Consider the following 16,879-nt stretch of genomic DNA (forward strand, 5'->3'; position numbering starts at 1 on the left):
ACATGCGTGTGTTATTGACCGTTTTACTCGCCTTTACCTTACAGGCTTGTTCCGCCGTTTACTCTTCTGACCCGCGCACCACTGGCGAAGAATGGCAAGATACACAAATCGGTCTCAATACCGCTGGCATTGTCAATAAACCGCCGTTTAGAAATAAGATCCGCGCGAAAGCTGCGGCTTTCCAAGGTCAGGTTCTCTTGGTGGGACAAAGTGCCGATCCGGCATTGACCGAGGAGTTTGTTGCCCGCATTCGTGCGCTCGACAATGTGAATGTGGTCTACAACCAAATTCGCCAAGCGCCGATGCTGGGCTTGGCTGATATTAGTACCGACAGCTGGCTTACGACCCGCGTTAAAGCCGCGCTTGTTGCCGATGACACCCTACGCAGCGTGAACATCAAAGTAGTGACCGAGGCACGAGAAGTCTTTCTTCTTGGTGCAGTGACCCAAGCACAAGCGGATAAAGCCGCCGATATCGCCCGCAATATTCGCGGCGTCAATCAGGTGATTAAAGCGTTTCAGTACACGGACCAGCGCTAGTTCATGTATCTGCGCTCTTATCCAAGTAAAAGGCCAAGGAATCATACCTTGGCCTTTTTTGTCTTCGTCATGTATCGATGCGGTGGCTACAATTTGCGTCTAAGCAGTAGCAAGGTGACGGCCAAGAAAATCAAACTCGGCGTCACGGCTCCTAACGCTGGGGGCAGCTTATACACCAAGCTCATCGGCCCAAACACTTCATTGGCAATATAAAAACCGAACCCAAAAATCACCCCAGACAGTACCCGAGCGCCCATGGTGACACTGCGAAGCGGACCAAACACGAAGCTCAGTGCCAACAGCATCATCACCGCTATCGACAGCGGCTGCACCGCTTTTCGCCACAACGCGAGCTCATAGCGCGACGCATCCTGCTGCGAGGCTTTCAGATAGGTGACATAGCTATACAAGCCAGATAGCGGCAGCTCTTCCGGTTTTACCGTCACCACCGCCAATTTATCGGGGGTGAGCGTGGTTTTCCACACCAGTTGGTCTTGCTTCACATTGGTAAAGGCGGTGTGATTTTGCATGCGCGTAATGGTGACATCTTTGAGCATCCAACTGTCTTTATCGAGGTAGTCGGCACGTTCGGCAAACACCACATTGGTCATCACTTGGTTATCATCAAACTTCCAGATGCTTACGCCATTGAGGTTGTCTTGCTCGTCGGCCCGAGCAATATAAATAAAATCATTGCCATCTTTGGCCCATACCCCGCGTCGTACCGACATGACATTCCCGCCGGATTTGGCAATCGAACGCAGCTCACGCGCGGCTTTTTGCGCATCAGGCGCGCCCCATTCACCAAGCACCATGACAATCAGCATCAAGGGGATCGCGGTTTTCAGCACCGACATACCGATTTGCAGTTTCGACACGCCTGCCGCCTGCATTACTACCAGCTCAGAGCTGGACGCTAGCATCCCAAGTCCAATCAGGGCGCCGAGCAATACAGCCATGGGGAAAAACATTTCAATGTCACGCGGCATGCTCAGCAGCACGTAGAAAATTGCTTTGCCCATGGTGTAAGCGCCATCCCCGACCGAACGCAGCTGTTCGACGAACTTGATGATGGCGGATAACCCAACCAGTGTGGCCAAACACAGTGACGAAGTGCCGATCAGGGTGCGGCCGATATACCAATCTAGGATGCGAAACATCAGGCGGCTCCTTTCAAACTGGCTTTGAGTTTACGCATAGGTAATGAGTCCCAACTGGCTAAAATAACCGCGAGTAACAAGGCCGCGACGTTAACACTCCACAACCCAATTTGCGCGGGTAAGTCACCATCTTCGACCGCGGATTTTGCTGCACTGATAGACAAGAAATAGGCCAGATAAATCAATATCGCCGGGAAGAGCTTGGCAAAGCGCCCTTGGCGAGGGTTCACCGATGACAAGGGGACCACAATCATGGTCATCAGCGGGATACACAGGACCAGTGAGATCCGCCATTGCAGCTCGGCACGGGCTTTTAAGCTGCTTTCCCCAAACAGTTGCAAGGTCGGCACCGCGTCCCAATCTCGGCTTTTTTCACGTACTTCACGCTGACCAATCAATACCTGATAGTTTTTATAGGTCGTTACCCCGTATTCAAGGCGACTGGGGATCCCTTCGGTGCGGGTGCCATCGACTAAATCGAGCACCTGACGCCCATCTGGCAGCTCCGAGATATAGCCTTTATCCGCTACCACCACGTTAGGCAGTAGCGACTCGCGCGGCACAGGCTGAGCGACAAAAATACGGTTCAAGGTCTTGCCGTCGTTTTCGATGTTGTCGACAAAAATAACCGCTTGTCCAGACGGTGCACTCTGGAACTGGCCTTGTACTAAGAGCTCCAGTCCCGACTCTGCCTCCAGTTGCTCCATCACCTTGAGCTCTTGGTTATTGGCCCAAGGTGTAAGCCATAGCGCATTAAAGGCGGCCACAGAACCTGTGATCAGTGCCAAATACAGTGCAGCGCGGATCAAAAATTCGTTACCAATCCCGGTGGCATTCATCACCGTGATTTCACTTTCCGCGTACAAGCGACCAAAGGTGATCAATATCCCAATGTACAAACTTAGCGGCAACATCAACATGGCCATGGACGGCATGTAGAGTCCCACCAAGGTGATAATTTGATCACTTGGAATCGACCCTTCTGTCGCATTGGCAAGAACACGGATAAACTTTTGGCTAAAAAAGACCAGAAATAACACAAATAAAACTGCAACTTGTGTCTTAACCGTCTCCCGGATCAAATATCGAACAATTATCAAAGCGAAGGCACCTATGGAAAACTTGTTTTTTTACTCGAATAACTATAGTTTCTGGTTTAATTAGTTGTTTTCTAATCTTTCGGCCATTTGTTGACCGCCGGCTGATCCGGGCGCAATAGAGCGTTCAACAACATAGAGGCGGCATTATCCAACATTTGGTCTCAATTGTCTTTAGGATCTAGGAGTACAAATGGAGTTCAGTGTAAAGAGCGGTAGCCCCGAAAAGCRACGCAGTGCCTGTATTGTCGTGGGCGTATTTGAACCTCGCCGCCTATCACCCGTCGCCGAGCAACTCGACAAAATCAGTGACGGCTATATCAGTGCCTTACTGCGCCGCGGTGACTTGGAAGGCAAGCCAGGCCAAGTGCTCCTGCTACACCATGTCCCGAACGTCCTGTCTGAGCGTGTCTTGCTGGTCGGCTGCGGTAAAGAGCGCGAACTCGGCGAGCGCCAATACAAAGAGATTATCAAAAAAACCATCAACACCCTCAATGAAACCGGGTCGATGGAAGCAGTGTGCTTCTTAACCGAGCTGCACGTGAAAGGCCGTGACACCTACTGGAAAGTCCGTCAAGCCGTTGAAAGCACCAAAGACACCCTCTACACCTTCAACCAATTCAAGAGTGTAAAGCCAGAAATCCGTCGCCCACTGCGCAAATTGGTGTTCAATGTACCAACCCGTCGTGAATTGAATTTGGGTGAACGTGCGATTGCGCATGGCTTAGCCGTTTCTTCTGGTGTCAACGCGTGTAAAGATTTGGGCAACATGCCACCCAACGTGGCAAACCCGGCTTACCTCGCCTCACAAGCCCGTCGTTTGGCCGACGACTTTGATACCGTCACCACGCGCATCATCGGCGAGCAAGAAATGGAAAAGCTCGGCATGCATTCCTACCTTGCGGTTGGCCGTGGCTCGAAAAACGAGTCGATGATGTCAATCATGGAATATAAAGGCCATCCTGACCCAGACGCCAAACCGATTGTATTGGTCGGTAAAGGACTGACCTTCGATTCAGGCGGTATTTCCATTAAGCCCGGTGCAGGCATGGATGAAATGAAGTACGACATGGGCGGTGCCGCGTCTGTCTTTGGGGTGATGCGTGCCCTTGCCGAGCTTAACTTACCGCTTAACGTCGTCGGTGTGCTCGCCGGCTGTGAAAACATGCCTGATGGCCAAGCCTATCGTCCCGGCGATATTCTCACCACTATGTCAGGCCAAACCGTGGAAGTGCTCAACACCGATGCCGAAGGCCGTTTAGTCTTGTGTGACGCCCTGACCTATGTTGAACGCTATGAGCCAGACTGTGTGATCGATGTGGCCACCTTAACCGGCGCCTGCATCATGGCCCTTAGCCATCACATCAGTGCCTTGATTGCCAACCAGAACCCACTGGCGCATGAAATCATCAATGCCTCTGAGCAAGCGGGTGACCGCGCTTGGCGTCTGCCGATGACTGACGAGTTCCAAGAGCAGCTCGACAGTCCCTTTGCCGATATGGCCAACATTGGTGGCAAAGGTGGTGGCACCATCACTGCAGGCTGTTTCTTGTCGCGCTTTGCCAAGAAATACAACTGGGCACACCTAGATATTGCCGGTACCGCATGGAAAAGCGGCGGCAAGGAAAAAGGCTCAACCGGTCGCCCGGTGCCTTTGCTGGTGCAGTTCTTATTGAATCGCTCTGGCCTCGAAGTGGTCGAGTAATTGCCAAGGAGGCCAAACGGCCTCCTTTTTTTGTCTGAACTTTAATCGACGCTGGTGTCAGCGCGCACAATCCGCTATGTTGGTTATCCCGCGCTTGACCGGACACCACACTTTTGGGACGGAGGCCGTTTCTCAACTTTAGGAGCGTATATGTCCACCGCCACCTTTTATTTGTTGGCGCCACCCGACGGCGCGTCATCTGACGATGGATTGACGCCCGAACAACAAGCGCGCGAACAACAAACGTTAATAGACACCGCGATTCATTTGGCCTTCTATTACTATCAACAGGGACAACGTATTTATCTCGCCGCCCGCGACCAGCAACAGGCCCATCAACTTGATGATGCCTTATGGCAGCGCGACGCCGATACGTTTGTTCCCCATAATTTGGTAGGAGAAGGACCACGAGGTGGTGCACCCGTAGAAATCGGTTGGCCCGGTGTACGTCACTCCGGGCACCGCAGCGTGCTAATCAATTTGGCGACAGAGGCATCAAATTTTGCGCCTTCGTTTGCACAAGTGGTAGACTTCGTCCCTTGCGATGAGACGCTCAAACAGCACGCGCGTCACCGATATAAAGCATACCGACTGGCAGGCCTGCAACTTCAAACCCTTGCCATCGACCAATCGCCCAAACCTTGACGATCTTTCAAGAGCGCTATGGAAAAGACATATAACCCACAATCAATTGAAAAAGCGCTGTACCAGCGCTGGGAAGAGGCGGGCTATTTCCGACCTCATGGTGATACCAGCAAAGATGCCTATAGCATCATGATCCCGCCGCCAAACGTCACTGGCAGCTTGCATATGGGTCACGCGTTCCAAGATACCATTATGGATACCTTGATCCGTGCCGAGCGTATGAAAGGCAAAAACACCTTGTGGCAAGTGGGTACCGACCATGCCGGTATCGCAACACAAATGGTGGTGGAACGTAAGATCGCAGCCGAAGAAGGCAAGACCAAGCACGACTACGGTCGTGACGCGTTTGTCGACAAGATCTGGCAATGGAAAGGCGAATCAGGCGGCACGATCACGCAACAGTTGCGTCGTCTCGGTGCCTCTGTCGATTGGGATCGCGAGCGCTTCACCATGGATGAAGGCTTTTCCAATGCCGTTAAAGAAGTCTTTGTTCGCCTTTACCAAGAAGACCTTATCTATCGTGGTAAGCGTTTGGTAAACTGGGATCCGAAATTGCACACCGCGATTTCCGATCTCGAAGTGGAAAACAAAGATAAGAAAGGCCACATGTGGCATTTCCGTTATCCACTTGCCGATGGCGCGAAAACAGCCGAAGGTAAAGACTACATTGTGGTTGCCACCACCCGTCCGGAGACTATGCTGGGCGATACTGGTGTTGCGGTTAACCCAGAAGACCCGCGCTACAAAGACCTGATTGGTCAGCACGTGTTACTGCCAGTGGTGAATCGTCGTATCCCTATCGTGGGCGATGAGCACGCTGACATGGAAAAAGGCACCGGCTGTGTAAAAATCACCCCAGCGCACGACTTCAACGACTATGAAGTGGGCCAGCGCCACCAGCTGCCAATGATCAATATTCTCACGCTGAACGCTGATATCCGCGACAGTGCTGAAGTGTTTGATCACAAAGGTCAGCCAAACAATGCTTACCCAACCGATATTCCAGCCAACTACCAAGGTTTGGAGCGTTTTGCCGCGCGTAAAGCGATCGTGGCCGAATTTGACGCGCTGGGTTTATTGGAAGAAATCAAAGATCACGATCTCACTGTCCCATACGGCGATCGTGGCGGCGTCGTCATTGAGCCAATGCTTACCGACCAGTGGTACGTACGTACTGCACCACTGGCAGAGCCTGCCGTAAAAGCGGTAGAAGATGGCGACATTCGATTCGTACCGAAGCAATACGAGAACATGTACTTTGCGTGGATGCGTGACGTACAAGACTGGTGTATTTCTCGTCAGCTTTGGTGGGGTCACCGCATTCCTGCCTGGTACGACGACCAAGGCAATGTCTATGTTGGCCGTGACGAAGACGAAGTCCGTCGTGAAAACCAACTGGCAGACGACGTAACGCTGCGCCAAGACGATGACGTACTGGATACGTGGTTCTCATCGGCACTTTGGACGTTCGGTACCCTAGGCTGGCCAGAGAACACCGATGCGCTGAAAACCTTCCACCCGACCGACGTGTTGGTATCAGGCTTTGACATCATCTTCTTCTGGGTGGCGCGCATGATCATGATGACCATGCACTTCATCAAAGATGAAAATGGTAAGCCACAAGTGCCCTTTAAGACGGTCTATATGACCGGCCTTATCCGCGACGAAAGTGGCGCCAAGATGTCAAAATCTAAGGGTAACGTCCTTGACCCTCTCGACATGATTGACGGCATTGGCATCGATGAGTTGGTGGCGAAGCGCACCGGCAACATGATGCAACCAAAGCTGGCTGAAAAAATTGAGAAAGCGACCCGTAAAACGTTTGAAAACGGCATCGAAGCCCACGGCACCGATGCACTGCGTTTTACCCTCGCAGCGCTGGCCTCTACCGGTCGTGACATCAACTGGGACATGAAGCGCCTTGAAGGGTACCGCAACTTCTGTAACAAACTTTGGAACGCCAGCCGCTATGTGCTGATGAATACCGAAGATCAAGATTGCGGCATGAACGGCGGCGAGATGCAATTCTCACTGGCTGATCAGTGGATTGAATCTCAGTTCCAGCAAGCGGCGAAAGACTTCAACACCCACCTCGACAACTATCGTCTCGATATGGCGGCGGGTGTGTTGTATGAGTTTATTTGGCACCAATTCTGTGACTGGTACTTGGAACTTACCAAGCCTGTCCTGTGGAAAGGCGACGAAGCACAACAACGTGCCACCCGCTATACCCTGATCACGGTCTTGGAAAAAACCTTGCGTCTGGCCCATCCGGTGATCCCTTACATCACCGAAGCGATTTGGCAAAGTGTTAAACCGCTGGTTGACGGTGTGGAAGGCGATACCATTATGCAGCAGCCACTGCCGCAATTTGATGCTAGCCGCGTGAACACCCAAGCGTCAGAAGACATTGAGTGGGTGAAGCAGTTTATCGTTAGCATCCGTAACCTACGTGCTGAGTACGATATTGCGCCAAGCCAGCCGCTTGAGGTGATGCTGAAAGCCGCTGATGAACGCGATGCCACTCGTGCGAACACCAACAGCGCGACCTTGCACGCCCTTGCCAAACTTGGCAGCTTCAAGGTACTGGATGGCAGTGAATCTTTACCAGCCTGTGCCTCTGCCTTGGTCGGTAGCTCAGAAATCTTGATCCCGATGGCGGGTCTGATTGACAAAGATGCCGAACTGGCGCGCTTGGATAAAGAAATCGCCAAAGTGGAAGGCGAGATAAAGCGCATCGAAGGGAAGCTCGGCAACGAAAGTTTTGTCTCCAAAGCCCCTGAAGCAGTGGTCGCCAAAGAGCGCGAAAAACTCGACAACTATCGTGTCAGCCTCACCAAACTGGGTGAGCAAAAAACCACGATTGCGGCACTATAAATCAAGCGTTGACGTCGGACGTTTTACATCGATAGACCTTCGCAATAAACCACGCCATCTGGCGTGGTTTTTTTATTCTCTCCCATCCGCAACTCAGCACGCCGCAGCCAAAACCCACCACACTTGATAGCTCCGCCCTATCTAAAAGATAGTGAGAACCGTTTTTATTTATCGACACAGACACGACATACTGTCAGTGTTGATTAAACGCGTGTTGCCGCGAAGGAGCTACACCATGAAGAAGACATTAAGCTTTGCCGCTATCCACTTTTCTATCGCCTTTACCGTGGCCTATGTGCTGACGGGCGATATCATCATCGGTAGCTTGATTGCGATGACAGAGCCCACCGTCAATACCGGCGCGTTTTATCTTCATGAAAAGCTCTGGCAACTGAGCCGCCGCGCACGTCCCGTGGTGAAAACCGCCAGCTTTGCGGTGGTGCACTTTAACGTTGCCTTCTTAGTGGGCTATGTGATCAGTGGCGATTGGTTGGTCGGTGGCGCACTGGCACTGGTTGAGCCAAGCATCAACACCCTTGCCTACTTCTTCCACGAAAAGGTATGGCAGCGTCGTCATACGGTAAACCCCGCACCGCTTCATGTGGGGCATCATCATTAAATAAAAAGCCACGATATATCGTGGCTTTTAAAACAGGATGGATGGCCGACTTATTCGTTGTCGTCGCCGTCTTCGTCTTCACCCGACTCAAAGTACGTGCCCCAGCCGTCGTAATCGATATCGTGTTTTTCAGCAAGCGTCATTAGCTTTTCGACTTGCTCATCAATACGCTCGGCATTGAGTGCCGTTTCCATCACCGCATCAAAGCAGACGATGGTTCCGCCCTCTTCCAGCTCTAGCTCTTCGGCTTCCGCCACTTCAAAGCCCAGTTTAAACGCCTCAACAGCGGCATCTTCTAACTCAGCAAACGTGGCAGCCGATAGGTGATGCTCAATGGTGTAAAGCGCATCCGGATCGCTTCCATCCGCCAGAAGCTCCTCAATAATCATGCGAGTATCTTCTTGTTGCTCTTGAATCATTTCTGCCAGTGACATGCCGCGACTCCAAATAGTGAATGTGGGGCGCAATATGGCACGGTTTAGCAAAAAATGCCACGTTGATAAAAAGGCAAACTGACCAGAAAGTCGCCAAGTTGATGAATTTTCTGTGACCTTGCTAGTTCGCTGGGATTGTTAGTGAATTGTAACATTGACCTGCTTTCAGAAGGTTGTCATTATTCGACCATCCAAGGAGGACATGAGACACGCCCGTCCCTCGAGCAAGACCTGCACTCCCCGCACCACTGGTGACACACAATGACGTGTGTAAGGCGATGTAGTCTGTCTCATTGCCTGGCCCGTAGAAAGGAAAAAGAGGACCTACCATGAGTGAGTTTTACGTTGGATCAGAAGTTGGGCAACTGAAGCGGGTATTGCTTCACCGCCCTGAACGAGCGTTAAACCACCTGACGCCATCGAACTGCCATGAGCTGTTATTTGATGATGTTCTGGCGGTGGAACGAGCCGGAGAAGAGCATGATATGTTCGCCCGCACCTTAACCAACGAAGGGGTGCAGGTTTATTTGCTTCATGATTTGCTGGTTGAAACCCTCGCCGTGCCAGAAGCAAAACAATGGCTACTCGACACCCAACTCAACCAATACCGCCTCGGCTACCAATTTGCCAACGACGTGCGCGCCTACATGGCCGATATCGATCACAATGCACTCGCCGACATTTTACTCGGCGGATTAAGCTACATTGATTTGCCCGTGCAATCATCCTCAATGATGCAAGCGATGCACGAGAAAACCGATTTCGTGATTGAGCCGCTACCGAACCACTTATTTACCCGAGATACGTCCTGCTGGGTATATGGCGGTGTCTCACTCAATCCAATGGCAAAATCTGCGCGCCAACGTGAAACCAATCACCTGCGCGCCATTTATCGCTGGCATCCCGAATTTGCAGAAAGCCAGTTTATTAATTACCTCGGTGATGAAGTGCGTGATTACGACAACGCCATGATTGAAGGCGGCGATGTATTAGTGATTGGCCGCGGCGCCGTCTTAATTGGCATGTCGGAGCGCACCACGCCTCAAGGGGTTGAACAATTGGCGCGAAGCCTGCTGTTTAGTGGACAAGCCAAAGAAGTGATTGCGGTACAACTGCCAAAAAGCCGCTCTTGTATGCACCTTGATACCGTAATGACCCATATGGATGTGCATACCTTCTCGGTCTACCCCACCGTGATGCGTCCTGATTTGCCATGCTGGCGCTTAACCCGCAAAGGGGAAGATAGCCTGAACGTGGAAGCGCAATCTTGCTACCTCACTGCGATTGAAAAAGCGCTGGATGTCGGCCCACTCAATATCATTACCACCGGTGGTGATAGCTACGCGGCCGAGCGTGAGCAATGGAACGACGCCAACAACGTGCTAACCGTACGTCCTGGCGTTGTCATTGGCTACGAAGGCAATACGTACACCAATGAAAAGTATGATAAAGCCGGTATCAAGGTATTATCTGTGCCCGGAGATCAGCTCGGACGAGGTCGCGGCGGCGCGCGCTGCATGAGCTGCCCGCTTGAACGCGACGGTATCTAACTCTCGCCGATTTCAGTTTAGCCGCTGCCTCGTCGGCGGCTAAAAACAAGAAGTTAACAAAGATAGAAAAAATATGTTGCGCAAAGCGACAAATCGCCATAGAATCCCGCCTCCTTGACAGGGATTAAATTTTAATCAGTCGTAAACATCCAACGGAGGGAAAATAAAAAACTAACTTTTACGAAAGAAGCTAATTATGAAAAACCCCCTTTCTCTAATTGCACTATTAGCCGCCATCGCCGCAACACCAAGCTTTGCAGATCAACTTTATATTGGCGCTGAAATCGGCGAACTACGTTATGGCAGCGACTCTTCAAGCAAATTCATCAAAGAACAGATAGATAGTATTGATGATGCTTACATGACGACACTTAAAATCGGCAGCCAATTTGGTGAACACTTACGTGTTTATGGTTATTTTCAAGGTAACGGTACAACTGAATTCGATTGTTACAACCTCTTAGGCGCTGGTACCAAATTTACCATGAGCAACGAAGGCTACCAATATGGTATTGGCGTCGATTATTTATATCGCTTTCTGCCTAGGAACTATCTCACCATTGGGGGCCGTGTCGGTCACTACAAAAATGAACTGAACTACTCGATCAGTGATGAATATGACACAGTCAAAGGACGGCTTGATTTTTCCGGCCTAACATCAGGGATCAGCGCTACTATCGGTCACGAATTTACTGATCATTTAAGCCTCGAGCTTGGCTACCGCTACGAAAAATTCGAAAATGACGACAAGTACCTGTTTGAGAAGCGCATTACGTTTGATGATGCTCATCAAGCCTTTGTGGGTGTGAATTACACCTTCTAAGCTTTTCGCGCCGAGACGGTGGCCGATTGCTTCGGCCACCGCTTACTGTTTTACCGTCTACCATCATGTTTACGCTCAGCGTGCCTTCTCATTTCTGACATTTATTTTTGGCCAGATTTATCACCCAATAACTATTGAATTACTCAATAATACAGTACGTTATTATCACCACTTCGCTTTTAACATCCAGACAAAAACCCCACTTTTATCATTCCTTTTTTGTATTGAGTGTTTACTCTACTGCCAAAAATTACTAATTTCGCATTAGAGTTTCATGTTTTTTGTGAACTGTACTCACAGCCCTTTTTATTTGGGATAGCATGTTTGAAGACAAGCATCGCAAGATACAAAGCGTTAGCCTCGCTAACGTCAGTTGGAACACAACAAAAAGGACATGCGATGAATAAAAAAACACTGATTTCGCTGCTATTTGCCGGTCTTACTCAAGTTCTTGCTCCTGCTTTTGCCGGCAATGTCGATCACCAAGTGGTTACGATCAAGCGCGATACCGCCAAACAACTGAGCCAACAGTACGAGCTGATTGCGCCGACCTTGCACCGTAGCATTAACAGCTACAGCTTAAGCGCGTCACTCTCATCACTTACCGAGCCCCAAACGCGTAGCGCGCGCAGTAAACGCAGCATTGACTCGCAGCTATACAGCGCCGACCGTGCATTGCGTGAAGCGCAAGGCGTCGAAGAAGTGGCTGACCAATTGCTCGAAGTTCGCTTGGCCGACCCAAGCATGCTCGCACGCTGGCAAGCCGGCCAAGCGCCCTTGTTTGCCTTTGAGCCGGCCGGTGATGAAAAAAGCTGGACCCAGATTGAGGCCTTTGACACTGAGGGCAACACCCACTGGCTCGACGTCCACCAAATGCCAGACCGTCCTGTTTTAGTGGTCGACACCAATGGCAAAGCCTCACTTAAAGCTGGCCTAGAAGTGATGCGCCGCACCTTGGCGGAGCAGAACCCAGCACCACAGATGCGCCGAAGTGCACGCATGATGGCACAAGCCCCAGCCCAACCCATTGACACCACGGTGCTAAAAACGATTCGTCTTGAAGATGACAAAGAACCTTGGATCTCAGGTGCGGCGGAAGTGTATGCCATTGTGACCGGTGTGAACCCAAGTCGTGACGAACCGACGCTCGACATTGTGGATATGCCTTATTTGGATTACGACAAAACCACCTATTACCCCAACCAAGTGATGATCCATTGGGATCGTTATCGCTGGGGCGCGGCAGACGTGATCTTAATGGAGCAAGACGACGGCACCAACTACAAAGAGCTGGCGCTTAAACTCAACGAAATTGCTAGCGATATCATTGCAGCAATCCCTGATTTAGAAGTGCAAGCCTATGGCGTGGTCACGCAAATCACCGGCAAAATCATCGAGGCCATCCCCGATGGCTGGCTCACCAACGATGATGACTTTGTCGACGTATACTACACCCTGCTTAAAGGCCGCGCATACCCAGATCAATACGGCGCCGGCGGCAATGCCATCGCGACCTGGGAGCCACTGACTATCGAGCCGACTCAATAACACAGGCTTGGTTTCATTGAGCTAGATAGACAAAACGCAGCCGTGGGGCTGCGTTTTTTCACTGTGACTTTACTGCCCTGGATCTCTATTACTCGTTCCCACGCTCCTGCGTGGGAATGCATACGGATTTTGAACCATGAACTGAAATCGTTACAAAATTATCAAGCCGAACTTGTCGAGTTTGGTTACTCTGATTCTGCTGAACGGATCACTGTTCTTACACGCACGGACCCCGCCATACTTGGAAAGCGCTATAAAAGAAGTGATCGTTTCATCAAGCTACCCTCGTTTAAGTGCCTATCTAACTGACTTTTTATTACACAAAAATGCGCGTAAAAATGCAGCTTTCAACACTTTTATGCGCGTTATATAGGCAAATGCAAAGAACACTAGTGATAGGATCCCAATTGAGCTCCTTTTTTGTGTCTCTTTACTGGCGAGATTAACGGAAGTTAAATAGTTCGCTATGAAAACCGTTCAAGTCAAAGCGTTGTTGTTTTAACTGCTTTTTGAGAGCTTGGCTAAACCCAGTCGGACCGCAGAACCAAAAACTCAGGTTATCGAGTGAGCCTGAAGTGCCACCGAAAAGCTGGCTTTTGATTTTATCAATGGTCAAAAAACGCATAGTGCGATTGTCGATAAGATGAAAATGCACGTTGGCTTGTTTAGCGAGATGCTCCAATTCTGTCACCAAGTCAGGTGATGGTGCTTGGGTGCAGTAATATAAATGTACGGGCTTTCCTTCACGGTACTCGACATCATCTTGCTTGGCATTATTGATAGCGAGTTGTTGCAAGCGCGCTTTAAACGCCGCAATACCAATGCCGCCTGCTATCCATACTTGTTGCTTGTCATCATCAAACTCGAAATGGCCATAAGGACCTTCAATTTCAATATCGTCACCGACGGCAACGTATTGGCTGAGGTTAGTGGTGAAATCACCCAGACCCTTAATGGTGAACGCAATATAGGGGTTGGCGTTGATTGAGCTAATGGTAAACGGATGTGCCTCTTCGCCTTTTACTTTAAGGAAGGCAAACTGCCCCGCGTTGTGTCCACGCCAGTTAGGTACATTTAGGCGTAATGTCTGAGTTTGATTTGCTGCATCTAATTGTAGTGCTTCAACGCGACCTTGATAGCGGCGCTTTTTGCCGACTTTGCCAAGTAGGCTCCAGACTGCGCAGGCAATACCAACCAACGCCAGTAACAGCACGATTGGGGTGATTGAGCTCCCCCAGTAGGCAGGCTTTAATAACACGACGGCGTGATAAGCGATCACCACAAACGCGACCGCCATTGCCTTGTGCGTTAGCTTAAAGCGTTTGTACTGAATGGGGGCAAATAGCGCAATCAGTGTCAAAGCAATAAAAGTATACAGCGCCATTTCGCCTATTGATTCAGCTCCGCCACGTAAGCCCATCACCATCGCTTGGAATGATTCAGCTTCGAGCTGTGGTCGAGAATGACTGCCACGCTCTAGCACACCATATTGGACCAGTTTTTTCGGCACGATAGCCAGCAGCCAATGTACCGCACCGAGGATTACACCGTAGATGGCGACCCATTTGTGCAAGCGGTAGGACTTATCTAATCCGGCTGTGAGTCGGTCGATAATTGGCAAACGTAGAGCCAATAACATCGTCAGGGTTAACAATAACAGAGAGGCAATACCAGTACCTTGAATGAGGGCACTACGCCACTGCATAAATTGGTCGTAATTAAATAGATTTTGCTCAGCTTGCAGCCAAATTAGCGTACAAGTTACGACGAGTGTAACAACGGTGAGATAGCGTTTTTTCATGGTCTTGGCTCCTAGTTGAGCCTATACTCTACTGCTTGGAATGTATGTTGCGGTCAACAAGCGTAAAGTTGTGCAAATGACGTTTACCCAAACACCTTTACTCGTTCCCACGCTCCCGCGTGGGAATGCATACTGAGCTCGACCCCTGAACAGAAGTCGTTACAAAATCATCAAGCCGCACTTGTCGAGTTTGGTTACTCTGCATTCGCCATTAAAGAAGCTCACTCATTTCAGGAACACTGTCGGCTTGCGTTAGCAAGTATGCACACTCTGTTTGGATGAGTGACGCACATAGCTCTATGTGTTCACGTTCCCCATCGTCGATTCCTTGAGCTTCGGTAAGGTCAACCGCTTCCTTCAGGGCATTTTTTATAGCACCAACGGTTTCTACCGTTATGGAAGCCATTTTGGTGCCTGAATAACCGAGCAGAGCACCGAACTCAGCTAAATCATAGCTGGTGATTGGACGTTGGAAGTTGCCTTTCGGCGGATTTTGAAAGTCTTCACTTTTCCAATCGCCAATCGACATTGCAAAATATTGAGGGATACTGGCGGCCCGCCCCTCATCAGCAGACAACTTACCGCTTCGCGAATTGCGCTTTGCTCCCTCTTGAGCAATGGCTTCTATGTTCACTAAGTCATAAAAAGGGGTCAGCTCTAGGCCTTTAGGGGTGACGAAGAAGCTAATATTTTTACCATGAGCGTCATAGTTTAGCGTTGCGAGATTAAAGAGCATCCATTGGGTAAGTTTTAGATTGGTGGTTACCGTGTCTATGGTTTTGACGCTCAGTAGACGCGGGAAAGAAACGCCATCACGCATATACACGCCATCGCCTTCATCCCCATTCTGACGCTCGTATTTGTAGCCTGGAGGTAAGTCAGTTGCCTGACAACCATCAATCACATGCTTTCGTTGAACGACATCACGAGTCGCGATATAGGCTCGATCGAACCGCTCTATGCTCAGTGTCCTCGTCTTCCCAATGCGAGTTAACTCAACATTAGCGACGTCCAAACCAGCTAGCTTGGCTAATGTCATGCAGAAGAACTCATTAACAGCAATACACGGTGCTTTACCGCTTTCAAACTTCAGAATGTAGTTTGAACTTAATTTGCCTTCCCCAAACCCCCATTCATCGCCGCGCTTAAGTACGTTTAACTTATTTTGCACACCTGCAACCGAAAGGCGAACCTTGCCATCCCAATAAACCAATGGCGCTAAGTTACGCTCTAATCGGTCTACCAACTCCTCATTAGGTACAGGTCTAAAGCTGGTTTCTTGAGGCTCCGAACCTGGCACTCGAAAAGATAATGCACCAGATGTTTCCGCACCAAGCTTACGAATTAGTCCGAACGTGTTGCTTTTGGAGATGGTGGTGTTTTGTATCATTTCCTCAAAGGCTTCTCCTTCAGGAAGAAGGTTTCTAAGATAGTTCTCGATACTACGTGGCGAAGCCTGATCATCAAAAGGGATGTGTGGTGAAATCGGGAACCCCGTGTGTTTCCATTCATCTTCATAGATGAATGAGAACTCTGTTTCTGTTCCGACGGGCAGAATCAAACGACCAATTTTGGTATTCGTACCGATAAACACGTCTAACTGTTGTAACTTACTCATACCAACCGTCCTCAGTGCTTATCACGCTGTTTTCAGCTTGGGAGGTTATTTGGCTATGTGGACGAGCAAATAGGTTTAAGTCGATAAGGCGTAACGACAGCCCTAAGATATCCATGAGGACAAGTACATTGGCAAAGGTGACACTGGTATCGCCTTTTTCTATCTTCATGACTGTTCTACGAGATAAGTTGGCTTTTGAAGCGAGATCATCAATACGCCAGCCTCTATCCGTGCGCTTTGAGCGAATAGCGCTCCCCAGCGTTTCCATACTGAACTCAGTATTCAAATCAGGCATAGGTTGTGCCTTTACCATCTTGCCTTTTTTCATAAGTGCCTTTAAATGTACTTTTGTTACTTTTAAGTTCGCCTCACCACATAAGTTCACTATAACTCACTTTTGCGATAAATGTATACGAAATCACCTATAAGTGCAATTTAAGTTACTTATGATTGGTTTGCGAGT

14 protein-coding genes are annotated in these 16,879 nt (G+C 49.8%); 8 read left to right on the top strand and 6 right to left on the bottom strand.

Annotation, left to right across the window (positions count from 1 at the left end; all coding sequences use genetic code 11):
- The first annotated feature begins 2 nt into the window (after positions 1 to 2).
- Positions 3 to 539 carry a BON domain-containing protein gene (locus BZJ18_RS03625; RefSeq protein WP_077455371.1) on the top strand — a complete coding sequence of 179 codons (537 nt, stop codon included), beginning with the start codon at positions 3 to 5 and terminating at the stop codon, positions 537 to 539.
- A gap of 86 nt (positions 540 to 625) precedes the next feature.
- Here the strand turns inward: BZJ18_RS03625 and lptG are convergent, their stop codons facing one another.
- Together lptG and lptF are read right to left on the bottom strand one after the other, a co-directional pair.
- Complete coding sequence (gene lptG, locus BZJ18_RS03630; protein WP_069586583.1) at positions 626 to 1,699, bottom strand: LPS export ABC transporter permease LptG; 1,074 nt, start codon at positions 1,697 to 1,699, stop codon at positions 626 to 628.
- Positions 1,699 to 2,799, bottom strand: a complete 1,101-nt coding sequence (gene lptF / locus BZJ18_RS03635; protein ID WP_077455372.1) for an LPS export ABC transporter permease LptF — start codon at positions 2,797 to 2,799, stop codon at positions 1,699 to 1,701. The genes lptG and lptF overlap by 1 nt, the downstream gene beginning before the upstream one ends.
- Positions 2,800 to 2,989: 190 nt before the next feature.
- On the opposite strand from lptF, the gene pepA reads away from it, so the two are divergent.
- The 4 genes from pepA to BZJ18_RS03655 all read left to right on the top strand — a co-directional run bounded on the left by pepA (position 2,990) and on the right by BZJ18_RS03655 (position 8,642).
- On the top strand, positions 2,990 to 4,501 hold the full coding sequence (pepA, locus tag BZJ18_RS03640; protein WP_077455373.1) for a leucyl aminopeptidase: 1,512 nt from the start codon (positions 2,990 to 2,992) through the stop codon (positions 4,499 to 4,501).
- Positions 4,502 to 4,651: 150 nt separating this feature from the next.
- The gene (locus BZJ18_RS03645; RefSeq protein WP_069587990.1) at positions 4,652 to 5,146 is read left to right on the top strand and encodes a DNA polymerase III subunit chi; all 495 of its coding nucleotides are present in this window, start codon (positions 4,652 to 4,654) and stop codon (positions 5,144 to 5,146) included.
- 18 nt (positions 5,147 to 5,164) lie between these two features.
- On the top strand, positions 5,165 to 8,023 hold the full coding sequence (locus BZJ18_RS03650) for a valine--tRNA ligase (RefSeq protein WP_077455374.1): 2,859 nt from the start codon (positions 5,165 to 5,167) through the stop codon (positions 8,021 to 8,023).
- Positions 8,024 to 8,258: 235 nt separating this feature from the next.
- A complete protein-coding gene (locus BZJ18_RS03655; protein WP_077455375.1) occupies positions 8,259 to 8,642 on the top strand; it encodes a DUF2061 domain-containing protein in 384 nt (127 codons plus the stop codon).
- 50 nt (positions 8,643 to 8,692) lie between these two features.
- Here BZJ18_RS03655 and rraB read toward each other — a convergent pair whose 3' ends face one another.
- Complete coding sequence (gene rraB, locus BZJ18_RS03660) at positions 8,693 to 9,076, bottom strand: ribonuclease E inhibitor RraB (RefSeq protein ID WP_077455376.1); 384 nt, start codon at positions 9,074 to 9,076, stop codon at positions 8,693 to 8,695.
- Between the two features lie 329 nt (positions 9,077 to 9,405).
- Here rraB and arcA point away from each other — a divergent pair, with 329 nt between their 5' ends.
- From arcA to BZJ18_RS03675, 3 genes are all read left to right on the top strand, one after another.
- On the top strand, positions 9,406 to 10,626 hold the full coding sequence (gene arcA / locus BZJ18_RS03665; protein WP_077455377.1) for an arginine deiminase: 1,221 nt from the start codon (positions 9,406 to 9,408) through the stop codon (positions 10,624 to 10,626).
- A gap of 196 nt (positions 10,627 to 10,822) precedes the next feature.
- Positions 10,823 to 11,449 carry an outer membrane protein gene (locus BZJ18_RS03670; protein WP_077455378.1) on the top strand — a complete coding sequence of 209 codons (627 nt, stop codon included), beginning with the start codon at positions 10,823 to 10,825 and terminating at the stop codon, positions 11,447 to 11,449.
- Positions 11,450 to 11,848: 399 nt separating this feature from the next.
- Entirely contained in the window at positions 11,849 to 12,997 is a 1,149-nt protein-coding gene (locus BZJ18_RS03675; RefSeq protein WP_077455379.1) for a DUF3103 family protein, read from the top strand.
- A gap of 442 nt (positions 12,998 to 13,439) precedes the next feature.
- On the opposite strand, the gene BZJ18_RS03680 is transcribed toward BZJ18_RS03675, so the two are convergent.
- From BZJ18_RS03680 to BZJ18_RS03690, 3 genes are all read right to left on the bottom strand, one after another.
- Complete coding sequence (locus tag BZJ18_RS03680) at positions 13,440 to 14,798, bottom strand: ferredoxin reductase family protein (protein ID WP_077455380.1); 1,359 nt, start codon at positions 14,796 to 14,798, stop codon at positions 13,440 to 13,442.
- A 211-nt stretch (positions 14,799 to 15,009) separates the two neighbouring features.
- On the bottom strand, positions 15,010 to 16,416 hold the full coding sequence (locus tag BZJ18_RS03685; protein ID WP_077455381.1) for a HipA domain-containing protein: 1,407 nt from the start codon (positions 16,414 to 16,416) through the stop codon (positions 15,010 to 15,012).
- Positions 16,409 to 16,744, bottom strand: coding sequence for a helix-turn-helix domain-containing protein (locus BZJ18_RS03690; protein ID WP_077455397.1), 336 nt, complete (start codon positions 16,742 to 16,744; stop codon positions 16,409 to 16,411). The genes BZJ18_RS03685 and BZJ18_RS03690 overlap by 8 nt, the downstream gene beginning before the upstream one ends.
- Between the last annotated feature and the right edge of the window lie 135 nt (positions 16,745 to 16,879).

This window comes from Salinivibrio sp. IB872 (assembly GCF_001995345.1).
Taxonomy (GTDB): domain Bacteria; phylum Pseudomonadota; class Gammaproteobacteria; order Enterobacterales; family Vibrionaceae; genus Salinivibrio; species Salinivibrio proteolyticus.